21 protein-coding genes are annotated in these 22772 nt (G+C 64.7%); 17 read left to right on the top strand and 4 right to left on the bottom strand.

Annotated elements, in window-relative coordinates:
• Positions 1–76 precede the first annotated feature (76 nt).
• Both REH34_RS14600 and REH34_RS14595 read right to left on the bottom strand, forming a co-directional pair.
• Complete coding sequence (locus REH34_RS14600) at positions 77–1576, bottom strand: GTPase (protein WP_311972013.1); 1500 nt, start codon at positions 1574–1576, stop codon at positions 77–79.
• Positions 1573–2709: a GTPase gene (locus REH34_RS14595; protein ID WP_311972012.1), complete on the bottom strand. Its 1137-nt coding sequence runs from the start codon at positions 2707–2709 to the stop codon at positions 1573–1575. Before REH34_RS14595 ends, REH34_RS14600 begins: the two co-directional genes overlap by 4 nt.
• 173 nt (positions 2710–2882) lie before the next feature.
• On the opposite strand from REH34_RS14595, the gene cydP reads away from it, so the two are divergent.
• From cydP to metC, 6 genes are all read left to right on the top strand, one after another.
• Positions 2883–3080: a cytochrome oxidase putative small subunit CydP gene (gene cydP / locus REH34_RS14590; RefSeq protein ID WP_311972011.1), complete on the top strand. Its 198-nt coding sequence runs from the start codon at positions 2883–2885 to the stop codon at positions 3078–3080.
• Entirely contained in the window at positions 3077–4675 is a 1599-nt protein-coding gene (locus REH34_RS14585) for a cytochrome ubiquinol oxidase subunit I (protein WP_311972009.1), read from the top strand. Before cydP ends, REH34_RS14585 begins: the two co-directional genes overlap by 4 nt.
• A complete protein-coding gene (gene cydB, locus REH34_RS14580; protein ID WP_311972008.1) occupies positions 4668–5810 on the top strand; it encodes a cytochrome d ubiquinol oxidase subunit II in 1143 nt (380 codons plus the stop codon). Before REH34_RS14585 ends, cydB begins: the two co-directional genes overlap by 8 nt.
• Before the next feature lie 12 nt (positions 5811–5822).
• Entirely contained in the window at positions 5823–5939 is a 117-nt protein-coding gene (gene cydX / locus REH34_RS14575) for a cytochrome bd-I oxidase subunit CydX (protein WP_311972007.1), read from the top strand.
• On the top strand, positions 5929–6216 hold the full coding sequence (locus REH34_RS14570) for a cyd operon YbgE family protein (RefSeq protein WP_311972006.1): 288 nt from the start codon (positions 5929–5931) through the stop codon (positions 6214–6216). Before cydX ends, REH34_RS14570 begins: the two co-directional genes overlap by 11 nt.
• 126 nt (positions 6217–6342) lie before the next feature.
• The gene (gene metC / locus REH34_RS14565) at positions 6343–7527 is read left to right on the top strand and encodes a cystathionine beta-lyase (RefSeq protein ID WP_311972005.1); all 1185 of its coding nucleotides are present in this window, start codon (positions 6343–6345) and stop codon (positions 7525–7527) included.
• Positions 7528–7565: 38 nt separating this feature from the next.
• Here metC and REH34_RS14560 read toward each other — a convergent pair whose 3' ends face one another.
• Positions 7566–8279: a cupin domain-containing protein gene (locus REH34_RS14560; RefSeq protein WP_311972004.1), complete on the bottom strand. Its 714-nt coding sequence runs from the start codon at positions 8277–8279 to the stop codon at positions 7566–7568.
• A 21-nt stretch (positions 8280–8300) separates the two neighbouring features.
• Entirely contained in the window at positions 8301–9164 is an 864-nt protein-coding gene (locus REH34_RS14555; protein ID WP_311972003.1) for a GNAT family N-acetyltransferase, read from the bottom strand.
• A gap of 230 nt (positions 9165–9394) precedes the next feature.
• Between REH34_RS14555 and REH34_RS14550 the strand changes: the two genes are divergently transcribed.
• From REH34_RS14550 to argE, 11 genes are all read left to right on the top strand, one after another.
• Positions 9395–10864 carry an aldehyde dehydrogenase family protein gene (locus tag REH34_RS14550; protein ID WP_311972002.1) on the top strand — a complete coding sequence of 490 codons (1470 nt, stop codon included), beginning with the start codon at positions 9395–9397 and terminating at the stop codon, positions 10862–10864.
• A gap of 375 nt (positions 10865–11239) precedes the next feature.
• Positions 11240–11908 (top strand): haloacid dehalogenase type II, encoded by a 669-nt coding sequence (locus tag REH34_RS14545; RefSeq protein WP_311972001.1) that lies wholly within the window; start codon positions 11240–11242, stop codon positions 11906–11908.
• Between the two features lie 56 nt (positions 11909–11964).
• Positions 11965–13239: an FAD-binding oxidoreductase gene (locus REH34_RS14540; RefSeq protein ID WP_311972000.1), complete on the top strand. Its 1275-nt coding sequence runs from the start codon at positions 11965–11967 to the stop codon at positions 13237–13239.
• A gap of 99 nt (positions 13240–13338) precedes the next feature.
• Positions 13339–14976, top strand: a complete 1638-nt coding sequence (locus tag REH34_RS14535; protein WP_311971999.1) for an ABC transporter substrate-binding protein — start codon at positions 13339–13341, stop codon at positions 14974–14976.
• 33 nt (positions 14977–15009) lie between these two features.
• Positions 15010–15966, top strand: coding sequence for an ABC transporter permease (locus tag REH34_RS14530; RefSeq protein ID WP_226505373.1), 957 nt, complete (start codon positions 15010–15012; stop codon positions 15964–15966).
• Positions 15963–16847, top strand: coding sequence for an ABC transporter permease (locus REH34_RS14525; RefSeq protein ID WP_311971998.1), 885 nt, complete (start codon positions 15963–15965; stop codon positions 16845–16847). The genes REH34_RS14530 and REH34_RS14525 overlap by 4 nt, the downstream gene beginning before the upstream one ends.
• 1 nt (position 16848) lies before the next feature.
• Entirely contained in the window at positions 16849–18690 is a 1842-nt protein-coding gene (locus REH34_RS14520) for an ABC transporter ATP-binding protein (protein WP_311971997.1), read from the top strand.
• Positions 18687–18995 (top strand): (2Fe-2S)-binding protein, encoded by a 309-nt coding sequence (locus REH34_RS14515; RefSeq protein ID WP_226505376.1) that lies wholly within the window; start codon positions 18687–18689, stop codon positions 18993–18995. The genes REH34_RS14520 and REH34_RS14515 overlap by 4 nt, the downstream gene beginning before the upstream one ends.
• Positions 18977–20353 carry an FAD-dependent oxidoreductase gene (locus REH34_RS14510; protein ID WP_311971996.1) on the top strand — a complete coding sequence of 459 codons (1377 nt, stop codon included), beginning with the start codon at positions 18977–18979 and terminating at the stop codon, positions 20351–20353. The genes REH34_RS14515 and REH34_RS14510 overlap by 19 nt, the downstream gene beginning before the upstream one ends.
• The gene (locus tag REH34_RS14505; RefSeq protein WP_311971995.1) at positions 20350–21585 is read left to right on the top strand and encodes an FAD-binding oxidoreductase; all 1236 of its coding nucleotides are present in this window, start codon (positions 20350–20352) and stop codon (positions 21583–21585) included. Before REH34_RS14510 ends, REH34_RS14505 begins: the two co-directional genes overlap by 4 nt.
• On the top strand, positions 21582–22739 hold the full coding sequence (argE, locus tag REH34_RS14500) for an acetylornithine deacetylase (protein ID WP_226505379.1): 1158 nt from the start codon (positions 21582–21584) through the stop codon (positions 22737–22739). The genes REH34_RS14505 and argE overlap by 4 nt, the downstream gene beginning before the upstream one ends.
• The last annotated feature ends 33 nt before the right edge of the window (positions 22740–22772 follow it).

Raw genomic sequence — 22772 nt, 5'->3', positions numbered from 1 at the left:
GACATTGGCTCTGTACACCTGTGGGAGCAAGGTTGCGCGTTCGGCGGCGAAGAGGCCGGTAAATGCGCCGCGATTCTCAGCTCTGCCAAAGACTGAACAACCCCTTCGCCGCCTTTTGCACCCGCTCCGCTTCCCGCCCCACCGAAAACTCTCCGGCTTCGCGCCGCCGCCGATTCAGCTGCACATTCGCCGCGCTGTTGTAGCCCTCCAGCAGCAACCGCTGCAACGCTTGCAGATTCACCGGCGTCGGCAGCACCGACACTGCCACCACCTGCGGCAACCCCAACAGTTCGCGATTGAACGCCACCGCCTCGGCGATCACCGGCGCCTGCGGATCAGCGCTCAGCTTGTCGATCTGACTCAACACCCCGATCACCGTCGGCGGACGGTGATCGACATTCTTCGCCAAGGCAAACCAGTCATCCAAACGACGCCGCAGCTGTTGGTCCAGCGCTCGGGCCGGCTGATTGGCCTTGAGCACCCACAGCAACAGATCGCAGTCGCGGACCTGCTCGAACAGCAGCTTTTCGGTCTTGACCTCACCATTGAGCCCCGGCAGATCCACCAGCCGCAGCGCGGTATCGCCGTCGATACGGCAGTCATACACCTGCACCCCATCGGTGGCGGGCAGCGCGCTGACCTCGGCGCGCATGCCGCCGGTCAAGGCATTGATCAGCGATGACTTGCCCGCGCCCACCTGGCCAATGAAGCCGATCCGGATCGGCTCCAGTGGCGCGGCCAGCCGTTCGGCATCCTCGCGCCCGGCCTCGCTGGTTTTCAATTCGTCCTCGTCGAAGCGGAAATGCCCGCCGTACAAATCGATGGAGGCGCGCAACACCTCGAGCATCAACAGGTACTTGAGGCGCCCTTGCAGTTCATCACTCAGGCCGTGGAACACCTCGCCACGCAGCTGGCTGAGCACTTCGGCCATCAGCCCGTCCGGGGTGACCATGCGCAGCGCGCGGTAGGTGTTGAAGGCCTTCATGGCCCAGGGCCCGAAGCGGTCGAGGTGCTCGTTGACGGTCATCAGGGTCGACAGGCGCAGATGGTCGACCCCCGGCACATGGGTCTTGAGCACGCGCCGATAACGGCGGCTGACCTGCTCGACGATGGCCAGCAGCTCCGGGGCGGTAAACGCCCAGTGCGCGCGCTTGGCACCGCTGCGATACAGCTCGGCGACCCGGCGTATCACCTTCAAACCGTTGTCCGGCAGCTGTTGCCAGTCGGGGCTGGCGTTAAGGATGTCGAGCAGTTCGGGCAGCATCTGCTGGTGTATCTGTTGATCCCGCGCCAACCAGTAATCGGGGATTTTCGGCGCCTTTTGCGCGGCCTGCTCGACGGCCGGCGCCACCCGCGCGGTCATGCGCCGCCGGGCGATCCACAGGCCGACGCTGACCAACAGCGTGCTCACCAGCAGCGCCAGCAAAAACGCCAGCCAGTAGCCATAGCGAAACAGTCCATACAGCCCGAAGCCGGCCAGCAGCAACAGCGGAATGCCCAGCGACAGCAGAGCGAAGGGCATCAACCGATCGGACATCCGCGCCATGGCGGCCAAGCCGTTGACGGTTCTCTTCATGAAGGCTTCTCGTTGTTAGGCGTGTCAGTGGGTGGCTGTTCATCCCGGGCAACCGGCAAGATGTGCTCGAACGCCTGCTTGAACTGCGCGTTGATGACCTCGGATGACACCGTCTCGCCGCGCTTGGCCCGATAGAAGTACAGGCACGCCGCCCGCCCCAGCGCGTAGGTGTAGCAATAGCTGGCAACCGCCGCCGAAGCGCCCCCCACCGTTTGCCCATACACCGGGATCAACTTGACCAGCTGCCGCAGGCCCAGGCGCGAGGCGTATTGCAGGCCGAAGCCGGCGCCCATGGCGGTGCCGAATTCGGCCAGCAAGCGCTTGCTCCACACCAGGCCGTAGCGATTGGCCAGGCTGTGGAGCATTTTCAGTTGCAGCGCCGGCACCGACACCAACCCCAGCGCAGGTACCGCATCGGTGGCCCCGGCCGCCCCGGCGTACCACATGATTTCACGCTTGAGCTGCTGGAAGTTCTGCTCCTCGACGTTGGCGTGGCCGCGATCGTCGAACAGTTCGGTGATGATCGGCAGGCGCTCGCCGAGTTTCTCGGTCAGGGCCGCCAGGCCATAGGGCTGACCGTCGATGCCGACGAAATCCACCGCTACGCTGTCGACCTCGCCCCACACCGCCTCGACCTGCTGCTGATTGTGGCGAATGCAGCGCTGGCGCTCGTCGCCATCCGCCACCTGCTGGATGCCGGTGTGCACCAGCAGCAAATCGCGGATCTTGCCCGAGCGGCGAATCTGCTTGAGCGCGCGCAGCACCTGGGATTGTTCAGGGTCTTCGGCTTTCATCACCACGATCAGGGCGTGGCTGGCGGCCTCGCAGTTGGCGATGTCTGCGCTGGCGTCGTAGTCGGCCTCGGCCAGGCCGCGGGTGTCCATGAACGCCAGCACCGGGGTCTGCGCCGGGAAGCGGTACTGCGCCGAGGTCAGGGTGCAGGGGCGAAAGCCCGAGCCCACCTCGATGCGGTCCAGGCCAGTGAGGGCGCGGATCAGCGAGGACTTGCCGGCGCCGGTCTTGCCCAGCAGCCACAGGGTCGGCAGGTGGTCGTCGCTGTGCGCGAAGGCGGCGCTCAGGTTCGGATCCCTGGCGGGGTTAAGGGTCCGGTAGAGGCGGTCGATCAAGCTCATCGGTTATCGGTCCTGTCTCGGCGGTCGAGGGGCATTCTAGCGCGCGGCACCCCCCGGAGCGGTGATGCCTGTGGCGCCATGCCGCAGTGGGGTGCGCAGTGGCCTTTTGACTTGGATCAACAGAAGCGCCCAAGGGTTGCTCGAAGATGCAACGACCTCATCGAGTATCTGTCATGGCAAGCCATTTCGCTTTTCTAAAAACCCCGCTGGCCCGCGAAATCGCTGTGATTGTGCTGGTCAAGCTGGCACTGCTCATGGGGATTCACACGCTGTGGTTCGCCACCCCGGCACCGCTCATGGACGAACGCGATTCTGTTGCCCAGCACTTGCTGGGCGCTCCCACCGTCTTACCTGAGAAGAACCCGCAATGATCTCTGAATCAGTCGTCGACCTGTCTCGGCTGCAATTCGCCATGACTGCGCTCTATCACTTCCTGTTTGTGCCCCTGACCATCGGCATGGCGTTTTTGCTGGCGATCATGGAGTCGGTCTACGTCATGACCGGCAAGCAGGTGTACAAGGACATGACCCAGTTCTGGGGCAAATTGTTCGGCATCAATTTCGCCCTCGGGGTCACCACGGGGCTGACCATGGAGTTCCAGTTCGGCACCAACTGGGCCTACTACAGCCACTACGTGGGCGACATTTTCGGTGCACCGCTGGCGATCGAAGGGATGATGGCGTTCTTCCTCGAGTCGACCTTCATCGGCCTGTTCTTCTTCGGCTGGGAGCGCCTGAGCAAGGTCCAGCACCTGGGCGTGACCTGGCTGGTGGCGCTGGGCTCGAACCTGTCGGCGCTGTGGATTCTGATCGCCAATGGCTGGATGCAGAACCCGGTGGGCGCGGAGTTCAACTTCGTCACCCTGCGCATGGAGCTCACCAGCTTCAGCGCGCTGATCTTCAACCCGGTGGCCCAGGTGAAGTTCGTCCACACCGTGGCGTCGGGCTACGTGACCGGCGCGGTGTTCGTGCTGGCGATCTCCAGCTTCTACCTGCTGCGCGGGCGCGATGTCGGCTTTGCGCGGCGCTCGTTCGCCATCGCCTCGGCGTTCGGCATGGCCTCGATCCTGTCGGTGATCATCCTCGGTGACGAATCCGGCTACGAGATCGGCGACGTGCAGCAGACCAAGCTGGCAGCCATCGAGGCCGAGTGGGACACCGAGCCGGCACCGGCTGCCTTTACCCTGTTCGGCTTGCCCAACCAGGCCGAGCAGCGCACCGACTATGCGGTCAAGATCCCCTACGTGATGGGCATTATCGCCACGCGCTCGGTGGACAAACAGGTCACCGGTATCAAGGACCTGGTGGTCGAGCACGAGCAACGGGTGCGCAACGGCATGCAGGCTTATGCACTGCTGACCCTACTGCGTGGCGGTGACCATAGCGGCCCGACCATAGCGGCCTTCGACGCGGTGAAGAGGGACCTGGGCTACGGCCTGCTGCTGAAGAAATACACCGACAAGGTGGTGGACGCCAGCGATGCGCAGATCAAGCAGGCAGCGCTGGATACCATCCCCGGCGTGGCGTCGATTTTCTGGACTTTCCGCCTGATGGTGCTGAGCGGCCTGTTGATGCTGGCGCTGTTCGCCTGTGCCTTCTACGCCTCGGCGCGCAAAAACGAGCACCGCAAGCGCTGGCTGCTGAGATGGGCGGTGATCAGCCTGCCGCTGCCGTGGGTTGCCACTCAGACCGGCTGGTTCGTGGCCGAGCATGGGCGCCAGCCGTGGTCGATCGGCGAAGTGCTGCCTACGCATCTGTCGGCGTCCAGTTTGTCCGCCGGGGACATCTGGGGCTCGCTGCTGGCGCTGGTGGCGTTCTACACCGTGCTGCTGGTGATCGAGATGTACCTGATGATCAAGTTCGCGCGCCTGGGGCCGAGTAGCCTGCATACCGGTCGCTATCACTATGAGCAAGACGTCGCTGCCAAGCCTGCCGTGATCCTCAAGGGAGTCCCTCAACATGTTTGATTACCAGACACTCAAGCTGATCTGGTGGGTGCTGGTCGGCGTTCTGCTGATCGGTTTCGCCGTGACCGATGGCTTCGACCTCGGCGCCGCCATCCTCATGCCGCTGGTGGGCCGTAGCGACAACGAGCGCCGCGTGGTGATCAACACCATCGCCCCGCACTGGGACGGCAACCAGGTCTGGCTGATTACCGCCGGGGCCGGCTTGTTCGCCGCCTGGCCGCTGGTGTATGGCGCGGCCTTCTCGGGGTTCTACTGGGCGTTGTTGTTGGTGCTGTTCGCGCTGTTCGTACGGCCGGTGGGCTTCGACTACCGCAGTAAACTCGACAACACTCGCTGGCGCCAGAGCTGGGACTGGGGGCTGTTCGTCGGTGGCCTGGTGCCGTCGCTGGTGTTCGGCGTAGCCTTTGGCAACCTGCTGCTGGGCGTGCCGCTGGAACTCGATGACAGCCTGCGTTCCAGCTATCACGGCAGCTTCTGGCAGTTGCTCGCACCGTTCGCGCTGCTGTGCGGCGTGGTCAGCCTGAGCATGCTGGCGATGCACGGCGGCAGCTGGCTGATGCTGCGCACCGAAGGCGCCATTGCCCAGCGCGCGCGGCGGGCGGTGCAGGTATTGGCGTTGGTGTTTCTCATCGCCTTTCTGGGCGCAGGCCTGTGGCTGGCGCTGGGCGGTATCGATGGCATGGTGATTACCTCCAGCTTCGATCCATCGGCCGCACTCAATCCCTTGGACAAGACCGTAGTGACAGGCAATCCGGGCTGGCTGGGCAACTATCAACGTTACCCGATCACCGCCGTGGCGCCGCTGCTGGGCGTGCTGGGTGGCGTTTTGGCCTTGCTGGCCGCCAGTGGTCGTTCGCCACGGCTGGCGTTTCTGGGCAGCAGCCTGGCCATCGTTGGCGCGATCTGCACCGCAGGCTTCGCGCTGTTCCCGTTCATCATGCCTTCGACCTTCAACCCGGCCGCGAGCCTGACGATCTGGGACGCGGTGTCGAGCCGCCTGACGCTGACCATCATGCTGGTGGTGGCCGCCGTGTTCGTGCCGATCATCCTCTGCTACACCACCTGGTGTTACGTGAAGATGTGGGGTCGCACCACCACCGCGCATATCGAAGAAAACCCCTACGGACTTTATTGAGGAGCATCTGCCATGTGGTATTTCGCCTGGATTCTCGGCGTGTTGCTGGCTTGCAGCTTCGGCATCATCAACGCCCTGTGGCTGGAGGCGTCCAACTGCCTGGACGCGGAGCCTGGTCATGCTGACTGAGGCGCGGTGTGCATGGCGCGGCGCCTGGAGTCGGGCGCTGTCGCTGCTGCTGTGCGTGCCGCTCAGCGTGGTGCTGCTGGTGCAGCCCACGCTGTTGCTGGACGGGCAGGGCGGCTATAGCCATGGCAGCCTGATGCTGGTGTTGTGGGGGGTGTCCATCGGCTATGTGCACGGCATGGGGTTCGACCCGCTGGCGTGGGCGTGGCGGTTGGCGTTTCAGCCGATACTGGGGTGGTGCCTGATGCTCCTCGGCTATGCCCTGTTGCTGGCGCACTGATCCCTGTCTGGACTGGGGACGCACCACATTCCCCAATCCCAACCCCCCCATCCGCGCAGCCCGGGTGCCAGCCATTTATGCTATAGCTACGCCATCCCCCAATACCTCCACCCCCCAGGAGCCCCCATGTCCCAGGAAAAACCGCGCAGCGCCGCCACCGACCTCGTCCAGGCAGGCCGCTTTGCCGGCAGCGGTGACTGGCTGCCGGTCAACCCGCCCATCACCCGTGTCAGCACCGTGCTGTTCAAGGACCTGGAGGCCATACGCGCGGCCGAACGCGCCGTCGGCGGCCCCACCCGTTCGCTCACCTATGGCGCCAACGGCAACCCCACCGCCTTCGCCCTGGAAGACGTGATCAACCGTCTCGAAGGCGCCCACGGCACCTGCCTGTACGCGACCGGCCTGGCCGCCGTGGCACAGATGTTCCAGTCCTTTCTGCGCCCCGGCGAGCACGTATTGATCACCGATGCCGTGTACACCCCGGTCCGGCGCCTGGCGCGCACCCTGCTCGACGCCTTCGATATCGAGTACGACTACTACGCCGCCGACGGCAGCGACATCGAATCGTTGATCAAACCCAACACCCGCATGATCTACGCCGAAGTACCGGGCTCCCTGGCCTTCGAGATGTGCGACCTGCCGGCGCTCTCGACGCTGTGCAAGGCCCGCGGCCTGCTGCTGGCGGTGGATAACTCCTGGGGCTCGGGCGTGCTGTACCGGCCACTGGAACTGGGTGCGGACATCTCGCTCATGGCCCTGACCAAATACGTCGGCGGCCATTCCGACGTGATGATGGGCAGCGTCAGCGTCACCGAGGCCCACTGGCCGGCGTTGAAAAAGATGTGCACCGCCGTCGGCAACACCGTCAGCCCCGACGACGCCTACCTCATCCTGCGCGGCGCCCGCTCCCTCTCAGCCCGCCTGGCGATGCATCAGGCAAACGCCATGCACGTGGCGTTGTGGTTGCAGCAGCACCCGCAGGTCGCGCGGGTGATGTACCCGGCACTGCCTGAAGACCCTGGGCATGCCCTGTGGAAGCGCGACTGCCATGGCTGTAACGGATTGCTGAGTTTCGAATTCAAGGCCGTCGATCAAGCGCAGGTAGACGATTTCGTGAAAGCGCTGACGCTGTTTGGCGTGGGCTATTCGTGGGGTGGGTACGAGAGCCTGGTGACCCAGGTGGACCAACACGGCACACGTTCGGTGGCGGATTGGTCGAAGGGCGGGCTGATGTTGCGGTTGCATGTGGGGTTGGAGAATCCGGATGAGTTGATTGCGGACCTGAGCAACGGATTTACCGCACTCGGGTAAGCCCAGCGCCTGCCCGCGCCACTGGCGCCGCGCGTGTCTCAACTCACCGCGTAATACTTGCGCACATACACCGTGCTCTCCCACGCACACGGCGTGCCTTGCGGCACAAACGCCGTGTCCCCTGGGCGCACTTGCACGATCGCGCCGTTATCGCCCGTCAGCGTGACCTCGCCTTCGATCACGTGCATCAGTTCATGCACTTTGTGCGGCCGCGCGCTGCGCTGGTAAGGCGTCGAATCCCAGACACCGATGCGCAAGGTGCTGGCGCTGTCTTCGAACAGGTTTTGGGTTCGGCACTGGGGCTCGGGGCCGATCAGCACGCTGGCATCCGGCGGCGCCGAGGGGGTCAGGTGGGTCTGGGCAGCGAGGGCCACAACGCCAGGCTGGTCGACGCCAGTGGCCAAGGTGGCGACACAAAAGGCCCATTGGCTATCGACTGTCGCCTCCACCTGCACGGCCGTGCCGCGGCCGATCACGGCACTTTGGCCAACGCCTACTTCCAGGCGTTGGTCTGCGCTGCGCAGCACCACCACGCCTTGGTGGACCACCAGCATTTCGGTGAACGGATAGGCCTCGATCAGCGCCGAGCCGTTGAACTGAACAGTACCGGCGGCGAATCCGCTTTCGTCCAAGAACACCGTCTTGCGCCCCTCGACGAATGGATCCAGAGCGCTCAGGCGACCTGACAACGCCGGGGTTTCGACCGCGACGCCGTCGCCCCGTGCCAACAGCAAAACAGAGGGATGGGACATACACATGCTCCTGAAACGAAATCAGCCAATGGCCTGGGTAACCAGGGCGAATTGCTCGACGCCCTGAGTGGCGGCGGGGATCGCGCCCTTGCTCATCTGGGTGACGGTATCGACCTGCTTCAGCCCGGCCGCTTCCAGCCACGGCGCCAGGCCGCTGGCGGCGGGAATATCGATGCGCACGAAGGCATAAGGCACCTTGTGCAGCAGGGTTTCGATCAGGTGCTTGGCCTGCTCGGCATCCTGCGCGATCACCGGGCCGAGGCACAGGCCACGCCCGAAAGGGCGCAACAGGGCGAAGCCTTGCAGCTGGCCGGCCGCTTCGATACCCACGCCGTACTCGACGTCGGGCAGCAGGTCGTCCAGCACGGCGGCGCGGTCCAGGCCGCTGCCGGCATTGGCCAGCTCGATCAGCCGTGGCGCATCGCTGGCGCTCAGCGCCCGGCAGTGTTCGCCCGTCTTCAGTGCGGTACTCGGCCCGGCGCCAGCGCTCGCTTGGCCCTGGCGTTGCTCGATCTGGCCGAAATCCTTGAAGCCCATTTTCGTGTACAGCGGCGCGCCGGCCACGGTCGCATTGAGCACCGCCGTGCGCGGGCCGACGGTCTCGAGCGCCAGGTCCATCAAGCGTCGACCGATGCCTTGGCCCTGATAGTCGTCGCTGACGATCACCAGCCCGATAGTGGTGAAGTCGCCCTGATGGCAGGCGAACGAGCTGCCGATCAAGCGGCCGTTGTCCTCAGCGACGAAACCCTGCGCCACGCGTTGCAGCATGGCCCAGTCTTCGAGTCGATGCGGCCACTTGAGCGCCACCGACAAGGCGTGAGCATTGGCCACATCGGCGGCGATCATGGGGCGATAGTGAATAGCGCGACGTTGCGAAACCGACATGGCGGGTCTCCGTTCACAGATGGGCATAAGCGTTGAAAAGGCCTTCACGTGGTGCCTGTATCCCACCTGTTGCCAAGGGTGACAAGAGGCGCAAGGCGATTCGGCAGATTCCCCGATCCGCAGCCGACCAGACCACAGTAACTGCTTAAATGGACCGCAACGTCGGCAGCAAATGCTCTGGGTTTTTTTCTAGGATGGTGGCCTCGCTTTTCACCCGGCTGGAGTCCTTCATGGATAGCTTCGATCCTCGTCTTATCGCTGTGCGCAGCGCCCATTTCATTGGTGGGCAGTATCGCGAGGGGCCCGCGGGCATGGACGTCTCGCGGCCCTCCGATGGTCAGGTCTATGCCGAGCTGCCGGTGGCTGACGCGGCGCTGGTGGACGAGGCCGTGAGCACTGCCTGGCAGGCGTTCAAGACCAGCGACTGGGCCACCCGGCCACCCCGTGAGCGCGCCCGCGTGATGCGCCGCTGGGCCGATCTGATCGAAGCGGACGGCGCCGTGCTGGGGCCGCTGGAAGCCGTGGGGTCGACCCGCCCGCACAAAGATGTGCTGGGCTGGGACATTCCCTATGTGGCCGAAGGCATCCGTTTTTTCGCCGAGCTGGCCGACAAGCACGGCGGTGAAGTCGCGGCCACGCAGACCGACCGCCTGGGCATGCAGATCGCCGAGCCTTACGGAGTGATTGCGGCGATCGCGCCGTGGAATTTCCCATTGAGCATGGCCTCCTGGAAGGTCGCCCCGGCGTTGGCCGCCGGTAACGCGGTGGTGCTCAAGCCCTCCGAGCTGACGCCGTTCTCCAGCCTGCGCTTCGCCGAACTGGCGCTTCAGGCGGGCATCCCCGCCGGGATCTTCAACGTCGTGCAGGGCGATGGCCGCGTTACCGGCGATGCCCTGTGCCGCCATCCGCGAGTCGCCAAAGTCACCTTCACCGGCTCGACAGTCACGGGGTCGAGCATCATGTCCACCTGCGCGCTGGTCGGCCCCAAGCCGGTCACGCTGGAGTTGGGCGGCAAGAGCCCGCAATTGGTGTTCGCCGATGTGCCGGACCTCGCCAAGACCGCCCGCACCGTGGCCCTGGCCATTACCGGCAATGCCGGACAGGTGTGCGTGTCTGGCTCGCGGCTGATCATCGAACGCTCGATCATGGCGCCCTTCGTCGAGCACCTGCAGGGTTATTTCAATGCACTCAAGCCAGGGCCGACCTGGTCACCGGACGCCACCTTGGCGCCGATCATTTCGCGCCTGCAGGCCACACGCATCGACGGCATCGTCCAGCGTGCGCGCCAGGCGGGCGCCGAAGTACTCAGCGGCGGCGGCCTGTTCGACGGCCTGGGCGGCGCCTATTACCAGCCCACCCTGCTGGCCGGGGTGGACAACCACAACCCGGCGGTGTGTGAAGAGATCTTCGGCCCGGTGCTGACCCTTCAAGCGTTCGACAACGAAGAACAAGCGCTGCAGTTGGCCGCCCACGACACCTACGGCCTGGCGGCCGGTGTGCACACCGCCGACCTCAACCGTGCCCTGCGCCTGATCCGCCAGCTCGAAGTCGGTACCGTGTGGGTCAACCGCTATGGGCGCAGCAACGACTACATCCTGCCCACGGGCGGCTACAAGCGCTCGGGCATCGGCAAGGATCTGGGCCGCGAAGCGTTCGAAGCCAACCTGCGATTCAAGAGCGTGCTGATCGATATCGGCTAAACATCCACAGGCTTTGCCCAAGCCTGCGTGGCCACGATTTACCCTACGGGTGCCTTGTTCGCAAGGCGCCCGTTTTTTCTTTCAGGCTGAAGCAGGTTCTGCGGTGAAACCGTCGCGTGCGCACAAAAAACGCCCCGAAAAGCGCCACAAAGGCGCATGAAACGTGGCGTTGCCCAAGCCTGGAGCGCCCCGCAAAGTCTGCTGAGGCCGGGCCGCAAAACGGTGGTTTCTATCAAGCAGCCAGCGCTTTCAACGCCATATGCTGATTTCACGGTGGTGTAATGAAGATGTGTTGCAGGGTGGCCATGGCCGCTCTGACCACGGCGCAGATGCTTGTCATGCCTTGACCTAAACGAACTTTCGGGACCGCACAACATGAGCTTTCTTCGACCTAAATTCATTACGTTCGACTGCTACGGTACGCTGACCAACTTCCACATGGGCACCATGACCCGCGAGCTGTTCGCCGACCGCGTACCGGTTGAGCAGATGGACCAGTTCGTCAAGGATTTCTCGGCGTATCGCCTGGATCAGGTCAAAGGCGACTGGATGCCCTACGACGAAATCATCAAGACCGCGCTGGCGCGGACCTGCAAGCGCTGGGGTGTGGCCTATCGCGACGAAGGCCAGCTCTACTACGACGCGGTTCCGACCTGGGGCCCGCACCCTGATGTGCCGGCAGGCCTGTCGAAAATCGCCGACAAGATCCCCTTGGTGATTTTCTCCAACGCCAGCGACAGCCAGATCATGTCCAACGTCGACATGCTCGGCGCACCGTTTCACAAGGTCTTCACGGCCGAGCAGGCACAAGCCTACAAGCCGCGTCTGGCAGCGTTCGAGTTCATGCTCGACAACCTTGGCTGCGGCCCGGAAGACATCTTGCATGTGTCCTCCAGCTTCCGTTACGACCTGTTCCCGGCCCACGACATGAAAATCAAGAACAAAGCCTTCGTCGCCCGCGGCCATGACGTACCGGCCAACGAGTTCTACGGCTACCGGCAGATCCCGGACATCGGTGGCCTGGCGGCCCTGGTCGGCCTCTGACAGCGTTGGCATCCGGCACTTTTCCGGGCTCCAGGCGAGCCACCCGAGGGAATGACATGCGAAGTGAATCCTACTGGCTCGATACCGCAGCGCCCTTTGTCGGCGCGCAACGCGCAGCGGTCGAAGGGCAGGTCGATGTGGTGATCGTCGGCGGCGGGTTCACCGGCCTCTCGGCGGCGCGCGCCCTGGCCATGAAGGGCGCCAGTGTGGCGGTGCTCGAAGCCGGGCGCGTGATCGGCGAGGCGTCAGGGCGCAATGGCGGGCAGTGCAACACCGGCGTGGCGCAGGACTACGCGGCCCTGACCGCCAGCCTGGGCGCGGACCAAGCCCGTGCTTACTACAAGGCGTACGAAAGCGCAGTGCAAAGCGTCGTCACGGTGGTCGAGCAGGAGCACATCGCCTGCGACCTCAAGCGTAACGGCAAGCTGAAGCTGGCGGCCAAGGCTATGCACTACGACGGCATGGCGCGCACTTGCGAGCTGATTCGCCGTGAAGTGGATGCCGATGTCGAATTGCTGAGCGCCGAGCAGGCGCGCGCCGAGGTCGATTCCGCTGAATTTCATGGCGGCCTGTTGCAGCGCAATGGCGTGCAGATGCACGTCGGGCGCTTCGGTGTCGGTCTGGCCGAGGCGGCTGTACGCTACGGCGCTCAGGTGTACCAGGATGCCGCCGTCACTGGCTGGAAGGCCAACCCGGCGGGCTTCAAGGTCAATACCGCCAGGGGCTCGATCCAGGCGCGGCAGATTCTGCTTGCCACCGGGGCGTGCCAGCACGGCGGCCCAGGCTGGTATCGCCGGCGCATCGTCCCGGTCGGCAGCTTCGTGATTGCCACCGAGGTATTGCCGCAAGCGCTGATCGATCAGTTGTTCGCCCATCAGCGCTCGTACGTCACCAGCCGTTTGATCGGCAATTATTTTCGCATCACCCCCGACAACCGCTTGCTGTTCGGCGGCCGGGCGCGGTTCGCCATGTCCAACAGCACCTCCGACGCCAAGAGCGGCAAGGTGCTGCGATCAGCCATGGTGCAGATGTTCCCGGCACTGGCCAACGTCAAGGTCGACTACTGCTGGGGCGGGCTGGTGGACATGACCTCCGACCGCCTGCCGCGGGCCGGCGAGCATGACGGCGTCTTCTACTCCATGGGTTACAGCGGCCACGGGGTACAGATGTCGGTGCACATGGGCTTGGTCATGGCTGATGTTCTGGACGGCAATCCAGCGGCCAACCCCTGGCGCGAACTCGACTGGCCAGCGGTGCCCGGCCACTTCGGCACACCCTGGTTCCTGCCGCTGGTGGGCGCGTACTACCGCTACCAGGACAGCCGCCACTGATCCCTGTTTGTTGCTTCACCGTCGTCGTTTGCGTTTCACGGACGCTCCGGTCAACCGAGAGCCACTCGGACAACCCCATTTTCGACAGGTAGAACTGATATGACTGACAACAAAGTCGACTCCCCACTGATCAGCGGCGAACACAGCCTGCGCGTCTTCGAAGGCCTCAATCGCGGCATGTCGCGACGCGATGCGTTGCGTATGCTGGGTGTCGCCGGTGTCGCGGCAGCGGGCGCCGGCAGCCTGTTCGGCGCCGCAGGCAACGTATTCGCCGACGAGTCGGCCACGCCAGTCAAGGGCAAACCCGGTGGGCGTATCCGGGTGGCCGGGATGTCCAGTTCCACTGCCGACACGCTGGACCCGGCCAAGGGCGCGCTGTCGACCGACTACGTGCGCCACTTCATGTTCTACAACGGCCTGACGCGGTTCGACAGTCATCTGGTGCCGCAACTGGAACTGGCCGAGCGCATCGACAATACCGACGCCACGGTGTGGATCATCACCCTGCGCAAGGACGTCACCTTCCATAACGGCAAGGCCCTGAGCGCCGCTGACGTGGTGTTCTCGCTAACCCGCCACAAAGACCCGGCCACCGGCTCCAAGGTCCTGCCGCTGATGGCGCAGATTACCGACGTCAAGGCCACCGGCCCGCTGGAAGTGCAGATCACCCTGAGCGCACCCAATGCCGAGTTGCCGTCGATCCTCGCGGTGTCGCACCTGCTGATCGTGCCCGAGGGCACCAGCGATTTCAGCCAGGGCATCGGCACCGGGCCGTTCAAGGTCAAGGAGTTCAAGCCGGGCGTGCGTTCCATCAGTGTGCGCAACCCCAACTACTGGAAGCCCGGCCTGCCGTATCTGGACGAGATCGAATTCATCGCCATCGCCGATGAGCCGTCGCGGGTCAACGCCCTGCTCTCGGGCGACGTGCACATGATCAACGAGGTCAACCCGCGCTCCACCCAGCGCATCGCGGCCAGCGCCAAACACCGCGTGGTCGATGCGCCATCGGGCAACTACACCGACCTGATCATTCGCCAGGACCAGATGCCTGGCCAGAACGCCGATTTCACCCAGGCCATGAAGTACCTGCTGGACCGCGAGCAGGTCAAATCCGCGGTGTTCCGAGGCTACGCGGTGGTCGGCAACGATCACCCGATCGCCCCAGGCTCGCGCTACCACAACGCCGATTTGCCCCAGCGCCCCTACGACCCGGACAAAGCCAAATTCCTGCTGAAAAAGGCTGGCATGGAAAGCATCACCATGCCGCTGGTCTGTTCGCCGGCCGCCACGGGCTCGGTCGACATCGCTGTGCTGCTCCAGCAGTCGGCCAAGGCGGCGGGCCTGACCCTCAACGTGAATCGCGTGCCGAGCGATGGGTATTGGTCCAACCACTGGATGAAGCACCCGCTCAGCTTCGGCAACATCAACCCGCGCCCGAACGCTGATGTGATCTTTTCGCAGTTTTTCCAGTCCTCTGCGCCGTGGAACGAGTCGGGTTGGAAAAACGACCAGTTCGACCAGTTGCTGATGCTCGCCCGCGGTGAAACCGACGATGCCAAGCGCACCAGGATGTACGCCGACATGCAGACACTGGTCAGCGACAACTGCGGCATCGGCATCCCGGTGTTCATCAGCAACATCGATGGCGTCGACCAGCGCATCAAGGGCTACAGTAGCAATCCGCTGGGCGGCTTCATGGGCTACATGTTCAGCGAGCAGGTGTGGCTGGACGCGTAATTGCAGCGGTGAACCGACGCGGAGGGCAAGCTCATGAATAGCAACACGCTGTGGCTGATCGGCAGGCGCTTCGGCGCCGCAATCGTGACGTTGTTGATCGTGTCGATGGTGGTGTTCGCCATCACTGCGGTATTGCCTGGGGACGCGGCGCAACAGTCCCTGGGGCAGTTCGCGACACCGGAGCAGGTGGCCGCGCTGCGGCTCAAGCTCGGGTTGGATCAGCCCGGTGTGGTGCGTTACCTGCATTGGCTGATGGGGTTGCTGAGTGGCGACCTGGGGCTGTCCGTGTCGAGCTCCACGCCCGTCAGTGAACTGATGGCCGGGCGCGTCCCCAATACCCTGATGCTGGCGGCGGTCACCGCGGTGGTTTCGGTGCCGGTGGCGCTGACCCTGGGCATCGGTTCGGCCATGGGCCGCGGCGGCCGCATCGACAGCTTTTTGAGCTTCGTCACCCTGGCGCTGGTGGCGGTGCCGGAGTTTCTGGTGGCGACGCTGGCGGTGCTGGTGTTCGCGGTCAACCTGGGTTGGTTGTCGGCGTTGTCCTACGCCAGCGAGATCACCTCGCCGTGGCAGTTCATGCGCACCTACGCCCTGCCGGTGATGACCCTGTGCTTTGTGATCGTCGCGCAAATGGCGCGCATGACCCGTGCAGCGGTCATCGATCAGCTGGACAGCCCCTACGTTGAAATGGCGCGCCTCAAGGGCGTCGGCCCCATCCGCATCGTGTTGCGCCATGCCTTGCCCAATGCCATCGGCCCGATTGCCAATGCGGTGGCGCTGAGCCTGTCGTACCTGCTGGGCGGGGTGGTGATCGTCGAGACCATTTTCAACTACCCCGGCATCGCCAGCCTGATGGTCGACGCGGTCACCAACCGCGACATGGCGCTGGTTCAGGCCTGCACCATGTTGTTCTGCACGGCGTACCTGGGGTTGGTGCTGCTGGCCGACCTGTGCGCGATTTTGTCCAACCCGAGGCTGAGAACCCAATGAACGAAGTCATTGTGAAATCGACGTCAGGTGGCCCTGGCACCCCAGACCTGGCCACCGGCAAAGTGGCGCGCAGCCCCTCGTGGCTGGGGCTGGTCGGTGCGTTGGTGTGCCTGGGCTGGCTGCTGGTGGCGATCTTCGGCCCCTGGCTGGCCCCGCACCCGGTGGGCGAAGTGGTGTCGGACACCATCTTCGATGTGCTCAGCCGCGCGCATCCCTTCGGCACCGATTACCTGGGGCGCGACATGCTCAGCCGGGTGTTGGTGGGGGCGCGCTTCACGGTCGGCCTGGCCTTGATCTCGGCCGTGCTTGCCAGCGGCCTTGGGACCATTTGCGCGTTGCTGTCGGTGGTCGCGCCTAAATGGCTGGACGAAATCATCAGCCGGTTGATGGACGCCTTTATCTCGATCCCCAGCAAGATGCTGGCGCTGATCATGGTGTCGGCATTCGGCTCTTCGGTGCTTTTGCTGATCTGCACGGCGGTGTTGAGTTTCTGCCCTGGCGCCTTTCGCATCGCCCGCAGCCTGGCGGTCAATATCGAGGCGCTGGAGTACGTTCAGGTGGCCCGCACCCGTGGCGAGCGGCGCTTGTACATTGCCTGTGTGGAGATCCTGCCGAACATGCTCAACCCGGTCCTCACCGACCTGGGCCTGCGCTTCGGCTTTATCGTGCTGTTGCTCAGCGGCATGAGCTTTCTGGGCTTGGGCGTGCAACCGCCCGATGCCGACCTGGGCTCGCTGGTGCGCGAAAACATCGGCGGCCTCAATCAGGGCGCGCCGGCGTTGGTGATCCCGGCACTGGCCATCGGCACCCTGACGATTGGCGTCAACCTGTTCATCGACCGCATCTCGTCGCGCTGCAGCCGCCGTAGTGCAGGACACTGACATGACTGAACTGATCCGAGTGCAAGACCTGCGCGTGGTCGCCAGTGGCGAACGCGGCGAGGTCGAGATCGTCAAGGGCGTCAGCTTCGCCCTGGAGCAGGGCGAGGTGCTGGCGCTGATCGGCGAGTCCGGTTCCGGCAAAACCACCATCGCCTTGGCGCTGCTGGGGTATGCGCGGCGCGGCTGTCGGCTGGCCGGCGGCGTGGTGCAGGTAGGCGAACACAACATGCTCGGCCTGGGCGAAAGCACCCTGCAGCGTCTGCGCGGCAATCGCGTGTCGTATATCGCGCAAAGCGCGGCGGCGGCGTTCAATCCGGCCAAGAAGCTCATCGATCAAGTGATCGAGGGCGCGCTGATCCACGGCCTGGGCTCTCGCGACCAGTTGCAGGCCAAAGCCATCGGCTTGTTCCGCGACCTGGCCCTGCCCAACCCCGAGGGGATCGGCCAGCGCTATCCGCACCAGGTCTCGGGTGGGCAATTGCAGCGCGTCATGGCGGCCATGGCGCTGATCAGCGATCCGCTGCTGGTGGTGCTCGATGAACCCACCACGGCGTTGGACGTGACCACTCAGATCGACGTGCTGCTGGCGTTCAAGCGCGTGGTGCGCGAGCGTGGCGCCACGGCGGTGTACGTGTCCCACGACCTAGCCGTAGTGGCGCAGATGGCCGACCAGATTGTAGTGCTCAACGGTGGCCGGATTGTCGAGCAGAGCTCCACCGCAGCGCTGCTCAAGGCGCCCGCCGAGCCATACACCCGCAGCCTGCTGGCGGCGGCGCGCCCGGATGCGGTGCTGTCGCCCGGTAGCGAAAGGCCCCAGGACCGGCCGTTGCTGACCATCAAGGGCATGACCGCAGGCTACGGCAAGGCTGACCTGCAAGGCATGCCAATGATCCGCGTACTCGAAGACATCGACCTGACCATCCACCGTGGTCAGGCCATCGGTGTGATCGGCGAGTCGGGCTCTGGTAAATCGACCTTGGCGCGGGTGGTCGCCGGTTTGCTCAGCCCGGCCCGCGGCCAGTTGGCGTTTGACGGCGCGCCGCTGTCGGGCACCCTGGCCGGGCGCACTGACGATCAGTTCCGGCGCATCCAGATGGTGTTCCAGAACGCCGATACCGCGCTCAACCCGATGCACAGCATCAGCACCATTCTGTCGCGGCCGTTGAAGATGTATTTCGGCCTCAAGGGTGCGCCGTTGCGCCAGCGCATCGATGAATTGCTCGACCTGGTGCGCTTGCCGCGGGACATCGCCGAGCGCCGCCCCAACGAGCTGTCCGGCGGTCAGAAGCAGCGCATCAACCTGGCCCGGGCGCTGGCGGCCAAGCCGGACCTGATCCTGTGCGACGAGGTCACCTCGGCCCTCGACACCGTGGTCGGTGCCGCGATCCTCGAGCTGTTGCGCGATCTGCGCCGCGAGCTGGGGGTGTCCTATCTGTTCATCAGTCACGATATCTCTACGGTGCGTGCGCTGTGCGATGACATCATGGTGATGTACAGCGGCCACAAGGTCGAACAGGGCCGCCGCGAAGCGTTCAGTCGCCCGCCGTTCCATCCTTACACCGATCTGCTGGTGCATTCGGTGCCCGAGCTGCGCCAGGGCTGGCTGGAGCACTGCGGTACCCAGTGCGGTCCGTTGCCGAGCATAGGCGCGCCGGCCAACGTGCCCGAGCTGTGCACCTTCCTCAATCGCTGCCCGCAGCGCATCGACGGCCTGTGCAACAAGACCGCACCCGGCCGCCGGGTGATCGAGGGCGGCAGCGAAATCCTCTGCCACCGCGACAGCGTCGAACTGCAGGACACACAAGAACCTTTGAACAGCATGATCGTGGGAGCCTACGCATGAAAGGGCGATTCGCAAGACTCGGCGAGCGCGACCGCGCCACCGTCAGCCTGCTGGTCGATGGCATGCCCATCGAGGCGTTGCAGGGCGACACGCTGATGGTCGCACTCCTGACCCAGGGCGTCGCGCTGCGCGAGTCGGAGTTCGATTCCGGGCGCCGCGCCGGTTTCTGCCTGATGGGCGCCTGCCAGGACTGCTGGGTCTGGACCCGCAGCGGTGAACGCTTGCGTGCCTGCTCCAACGAAGTCCGCGAAGGGCAAGACATCATCACCACGCAACCGGAGGCGGTATGGCCACTGCACGGGTAGTCATCGTCGGCGCAGGGCCGGCCGGCACACGCTGCGCCGAAACCCTGCTGGCGGCCGGTATCACGCCCATCGTGGTGGACGAAAATCGCCGCGATGGCGGGCAGATCTATCGTCGTCAGCCCGAGGGCTTCACCCGCGATTACCAGGCGTTGTATGGCAGCGAGGCAGCCAAGGCCGAGGCGCTGCATCAGAGTTTCGACCGCCTGCGCGACCGCATCGATTATCGGCCGGACACCCTGGTGTGGAACCTCACGCCGGGGCAGTTGCATTGCCAGAGCCAGGGCCGGCATTCGGTCATCGAGTATGACGCGCTGATTTTATGCACCGGCGCGACTGACCGGCTGATGCCGCTGCCGGGCTGGCAACTGGCGGGCACCTACAGCCTCGGCGGGGCGCAGATCGCGCTCAAGGCGCAGTCGGTGTCCATCGGCCACAACGTGGTGTTCATGGGCAGCGGGCCGCTGTTGTATCTGGTCGCCAGCCAGTACCTCAAGGCCGGCGCACAGGTGGCGGCGGTGCTCGATACCTCGCCGCTGAGCAAGCGCATCAAGGCGTTGCCCAAGCTGCTGGCGCGTCCAACCGTGCTGCTCGAAGGTGCCCGGCTGCTGGCGCGCTTGTACCGGGGCAAGGTGCCGGTGCACTTGGGTGTGGCGCCGCAACAGGTGCTGGGCGACGCTCGCACCGGGGTCAGCGGCGTGCGGTTCAAGACGGCCGACGGCCGCGAGGTGCAGCTGGACTGCGACGCCGTGGCCCTGGGATATCACTTGCGCCCGGAAACCCAGCTGGCCGATCTGGCGGGCTGCGATCTGCGTTTCGATGACGTGTCAGGGCAGTGGTTGCTGGCGGTCGATGACGAAGGGCGGACCTCGGTGAGCGGCGTTTATGCGGCCGGCGACGGTGCCAGGATTCGCGGCGCCGATGCCGCCGAACAGGCCGGACGGCTGGCGGCGATGGCGCTGTTGCACGATTTGCAGCAGCCGGTGGACGCCACCGCCCGGCAAGCCTGCAGTCAGTCGCTGGCGGTGATGGAGCGTTTCCGAGTGGGGCTGGCTGAAGCCTTCCCCTGGCCCCAGGCGCAGGCCAAGGCGTTGCCTGATGACGCGATCGTTTGTCGCTGCGAGATGATCACCGCCGGTGAGCTGCGCGGCGTGGTGCGCGAAAAGGGCGCGTGCGAAGTGAATCGCGCCAAGGCCTTCAGCCGGGTGGGCATGGGCCGTTGCCAAGGCCGTTACTGCGCGCAGGGTGGGGCGGAAATCATCGCCGCCGAGGCCGGTGTGGCCGTCGAATCGGTCGGCCGCCAGCGTGGCCAGGCACCGGTCAAGCCGCTGTCGATGCGCATCGAAGAGGAGGTGTCATGAGCCCGCAAAAAAGTGATGTGTTGATTGTCGGCGGCGGCTTCATGGGCGCGGCGTCGGCGTTTTTTCTGCGTCAGCGCGGGCGCTCCGTGATCTTGCTGGAGCGCGATCAGATCGGCCAATACGCCAGCGGCGTGAACTTCGGCAACGTCAGGCGCCAAGGCCGGCACCTGGGCCAGCTCGACCTTGCCAATCGTTCGCTGGCCTTGTGGAAGCGCCTGCCGGAGCTGATCGGTGAAGACCTGGAGTTTCTCCCCAGCGGCCATATGCGGGTGTGTTACGACGAGGCCCACATTGAAGAATTGCATGCCTATGCCGCAGCCCCCGAAGCGCGCGAGCTGGACCTCGAGGTGATTGCCGGCAAGGCCCTGCATGAGCGTTTTCCATTCCTGGGGCCAGAGGTCAAAGGCGGCTCTTATGCTCCCCACGATGGCCACGCCAACCCGCGTCTGGCCGCACCAGCCTTTGCCCGCGCCGCCGTTCGTGCCGGTGCTCGGGTCGAGGAACGTACCGAAGTGGCCGAGGTGCAGAAAGTCGGCGGCCAGTTCCACGTCACCACCACCGATGGGCAGGTGTTCATCGCCGAGCAACTGTTGATCACCGCCGGTGCCTGGGGCGCAAAGCTGTCCCAGCAGTTCGATGAGCCGGTACCGCTGGAAACCCACGGGCCGCAGATGGCGGTGACGGAACCGGTGCCCTATTCATTGCCGACGGTCATCGGCGTGTACACCCGAATCCCCGAAGAAGTGATCTATTTTCGCCAGATCGCCCGCGGCAACATTGTCATCGGTGGGGGCTATCGCAGCCGCCCCGACATGCTCAATCGCCGCGCCCTGGTCGAGCCGCGCAGCACCATCAATCAGATCGAACAGATGCGCAGGCTGCTGCCCGGGGCGGTGAACCTCAACATCATTCGGGTCTGGAGTGGCATCGAAAGCTACACGCCGGATTCGTTGCCGGTCATCAGCCCCAGCGGCAAGGTCGATGGCCTGTTCTATGCGTTTGGCTTCTGCGGCCATGGCTTTCAGCTCGGCCCTGCGGTGGGGGACGTGATGGCCGAGTTGATGAGCACTGGCCAGACCACCACCTCGATCGCGCCCTTCGACGTTCGTCGTTTCTCCACGGCCCGTGTGGGAGCGGGCTGCGTGTCCGGCGAAGCCCTGCAGCCCCCCGCACCGCCCATACCTCTGGCCGGCGACCTGGCCAGCCTGCAACCGAGGAGCACCCTGTCATGAAAGCCCGTGTGAGCGACATCCTGAAACGCCTGATCGCCTTCGATACCGTGTCGAGCGAGTCGAACATGGCGCTCATCGAGTACGTGCGTGATGTGCTGGCCAGCAAAGGCATCGATGCGCTGATCGTCAAGGACGAGACCGGCCGCAAGGCCAACCTGTTCGCCAGCGTCGGGCCTCAGGGCACGCCGGGCATCGTGCTGTCGGGGCACACCGATGTGGTGCCCGCCGCAGGGCAGGCCTGGACCGTGCCGCCCTTCGAGGCCACCTTCAAGGATGGCCGGGTATATGGCCGCGGTACCTGCGACATGAAAGGCTTCATTGCTTTGGCCATCGACACGATGCTCGAGGCGGCTGACCTCGACTTGAACCGACCGCTGCAGCTGGCACTGTCTTATGACGAAGAAATCGGCTGCGTCGGCGTGCGGCGCTTGCTCGACGTGCTGGAAATGGCGCCGCTGCGCCCATTCCTCTGCGTGGTGGGCGAGCCCACGCTGATGCAATTCGCCGTAGGCCACAAGGGCAAGGCGTCGTACCGCACCTACTGCCGCGGCCAGGAGGCGCATTCCTCACTGGCGCCACGGGCGATCAATGCTATTCACCTGGCCAGCGATTTCATCTCGACGTTGCGCGACAGCCAGCGGCGCATCGAACAGCACGGCCAGCGCGACGAAGGCTACGACATCCCCTACAGCACCGTGCACATCGGCCGGATCGACGGCGGTAAAGCGCTGAATATCGTGCCCAACCTGTGCACGCTGGAATTCGAGTTCCGCAACCTGCCGGCCGATGATCCGCAGTTGCTGCTGGAGGAGTTGCGCGAGCGCGCCGAAGCGCTGGTCAGCGAAGCCCGGCAAGTGTCCAGCGTTGCCGCCATCGACATCGAGCTGATGAACGAGTACCCCGCGCTCGAGACCCACCCCAGCGTCGAGGCCGTACGGCTGCTGCACCGCTTTGCCGCGCCGGGCACCGAGCACATCAAGGTCTCGTTCGGCACCGAGGGCGGCTTGTTCGCCAATCGCCTCAACGTGCCGGTGGTGGTCTGCGGCCCGGGCTCGATCGAGCAGGCACACAAGCCTGACGAATATATCGAGGACAGCCAGCTCGAAGCCGGCGAGCGGTTCCTGCACACCCTGCTCGGCTCGTTGAAGCAGTAGAGCCTGCCGTGGGCGCGTGAATTTCAGCATCCC

The organism is Pseudomonas baltica (genome assembly GCF_031880315.1).
Taxonomy (GTDB): Bacteria; Pseudomonadota; Gammaproteobacteria; order Pseudomonadales; family Pseudomonadaceae; genus Aquipseudomonas.
Note: the sequence above shows the minus strand (reverse complement) of the source record. Positions and strands in the feature narration are given on the sequence as shown.

Excerpts from the sequence above, each read along its gene's own strand:
- REH34_RS14600 (WP_311972013.1), bottom strand. The coding sequence starts at position 1,576 with ATGAAGAGAACCGTCAACGGCTTGGCCGCCATGGCGCGGATGTCCGAT.
- REH34_RS14595 (WP_311972012.1), bottom strand. The coding sequence starts at position 2,709 with ATGAGCTTGATCGACCGCCTCTACCGGACCCTTAACCCCGCCAGGGAT.
- cydP (WP_311972011.1), top strand. The coding sequence starts at position 2,883 with ATGGCAAGCCATTTCGCTTTTCTAAAAACCCCGCTGGCCCGCGAAATC.
- REH34_RS14585 (WP_311972009.1), top strand. The coding sequence starts at position 3,077 with ATGATCTCTGAATCAGTCGTCGACCTGTCTCGGCTGCAATTCGCCATG.
- cydB (WP_311972008.1), top strand. The coding sequence starts at position 4,668 with ATGTTTGATTACCAGACACTCAAGCTGATCTGGTGGGTGCTGGTCGGC.
- cydX (WP_311972007.1), top strand. The coding sequence starts at position 5,823 with ATGTGGTATTTCGCCTGGATTCTCGGCGTGTTGCTGGCTTGCAGCTTC.
- REH34_RS14570 (WP_311972006.1), top strand. The coding sequence starts at position 5,929 with ATGCTGACTGAGGCGCGGTGTGCATGGCGCGGCGCCTGGAGTCGGGCG.
- metC (WP_311972005.1), top strand. The coding sequence starts at position 6,343 with ATGTCCCAGGAAAAACCGCGCAGCGCCGCCACCGACCTCGTCCAGGCA.
- REH34_RS14560 (WP_311972004.1), bottom strand. The coding sequence starts at position 8,279 with ATGTCCCATCCCTCTGTTTTGCTGTTGGCACGGGGCGACGGCGTCGCG.
- REH34_RS14555 (WP_311972003.1), bottom strand. The coding sequence starts at position 9,164 with ATGTCGGTTTCGCAACGTCGCGCTATTCACTATCGCCCCATGATCGCC.
- REH34_RS14550 (WP_311972002.1), top strand. The coding sequence starts at position 9,395 with ATGGATAGCTTCGATCCTCGTCTTATCGCTGTGCGCAGCGCCCATTTC.
- REH34_RS14545 (WP_311972001.1), top strand. The coding sequence starts at position 11,240 with ATGAGCTTTCTTCGACCTAAATTCATTACGTTCGACTGCTACGGTACG.
- REH34_RS14540 (WP_311972000.1), top strand. The coding sequence starts at position 11,965 with ATGCGAAGTGAATCCTACTGGCTCGATACCGCAGCGCCCTTTGTCGGC.
- REH34_RS14535 (WP_311971999.1), top strand. The coding sequence starts at position 13,339 with ATGACTGACAACAAAGTCGACTCCCCACTGATCAGCGGCGAACACAGC.
- REH34_RS14530 (WP_226505373.1), top strand. The coding sequence starts at position 15,010 with ATGAATAGCAACACGCTGTGGCTGATCGGCAGGCGCTTCGGCGCCGCA.
- REH34_RS14525 (WP_311971998.1), top strand. The coding sequence starts at position 15,963 with ATGAACGAAGTCATTGTGAAATCGACGTCAGGTGGCCCTGGCACCCCA.
- REH34_RS14520 (WP_311971997.1), top strand. The coding sequence starts at position 16,849 with ATGACTGAACTGATCCGAGTGCAAGACCTGCGCGTGGTCGCCAGTGGC.
- REH34_RS14515 (WP_226505376.1), top strand. The coding sequence starts at position 18,687 with ATGAAAGGGCGATTCGCAAGACTCGGCGAGCGCGACCGCGCCACCGTC.
- REH34_RS14510 (WP_311971996.1), top strand. The coding sequence starts at position 18,977 with ATGGCCACTGCACGGGTAGTCATCGTCGGCGCAGGGCCGGCCGGCACA.
- REH34_RS14505 (WP_311971995.1), top strand. The coding sequence starts at position 20,350 with ATGAGCCCGCAAAAAAGTGATGTGTTGATTGTCGGCGGCGGCTTCATG.
- argE (WP_226505379.1), top strand. The coding sequence starts at position 21,582 with ATGAAAGCCCGTGTGAGCGACATCCTGAAACGCCTGATCGCCTTCGAT.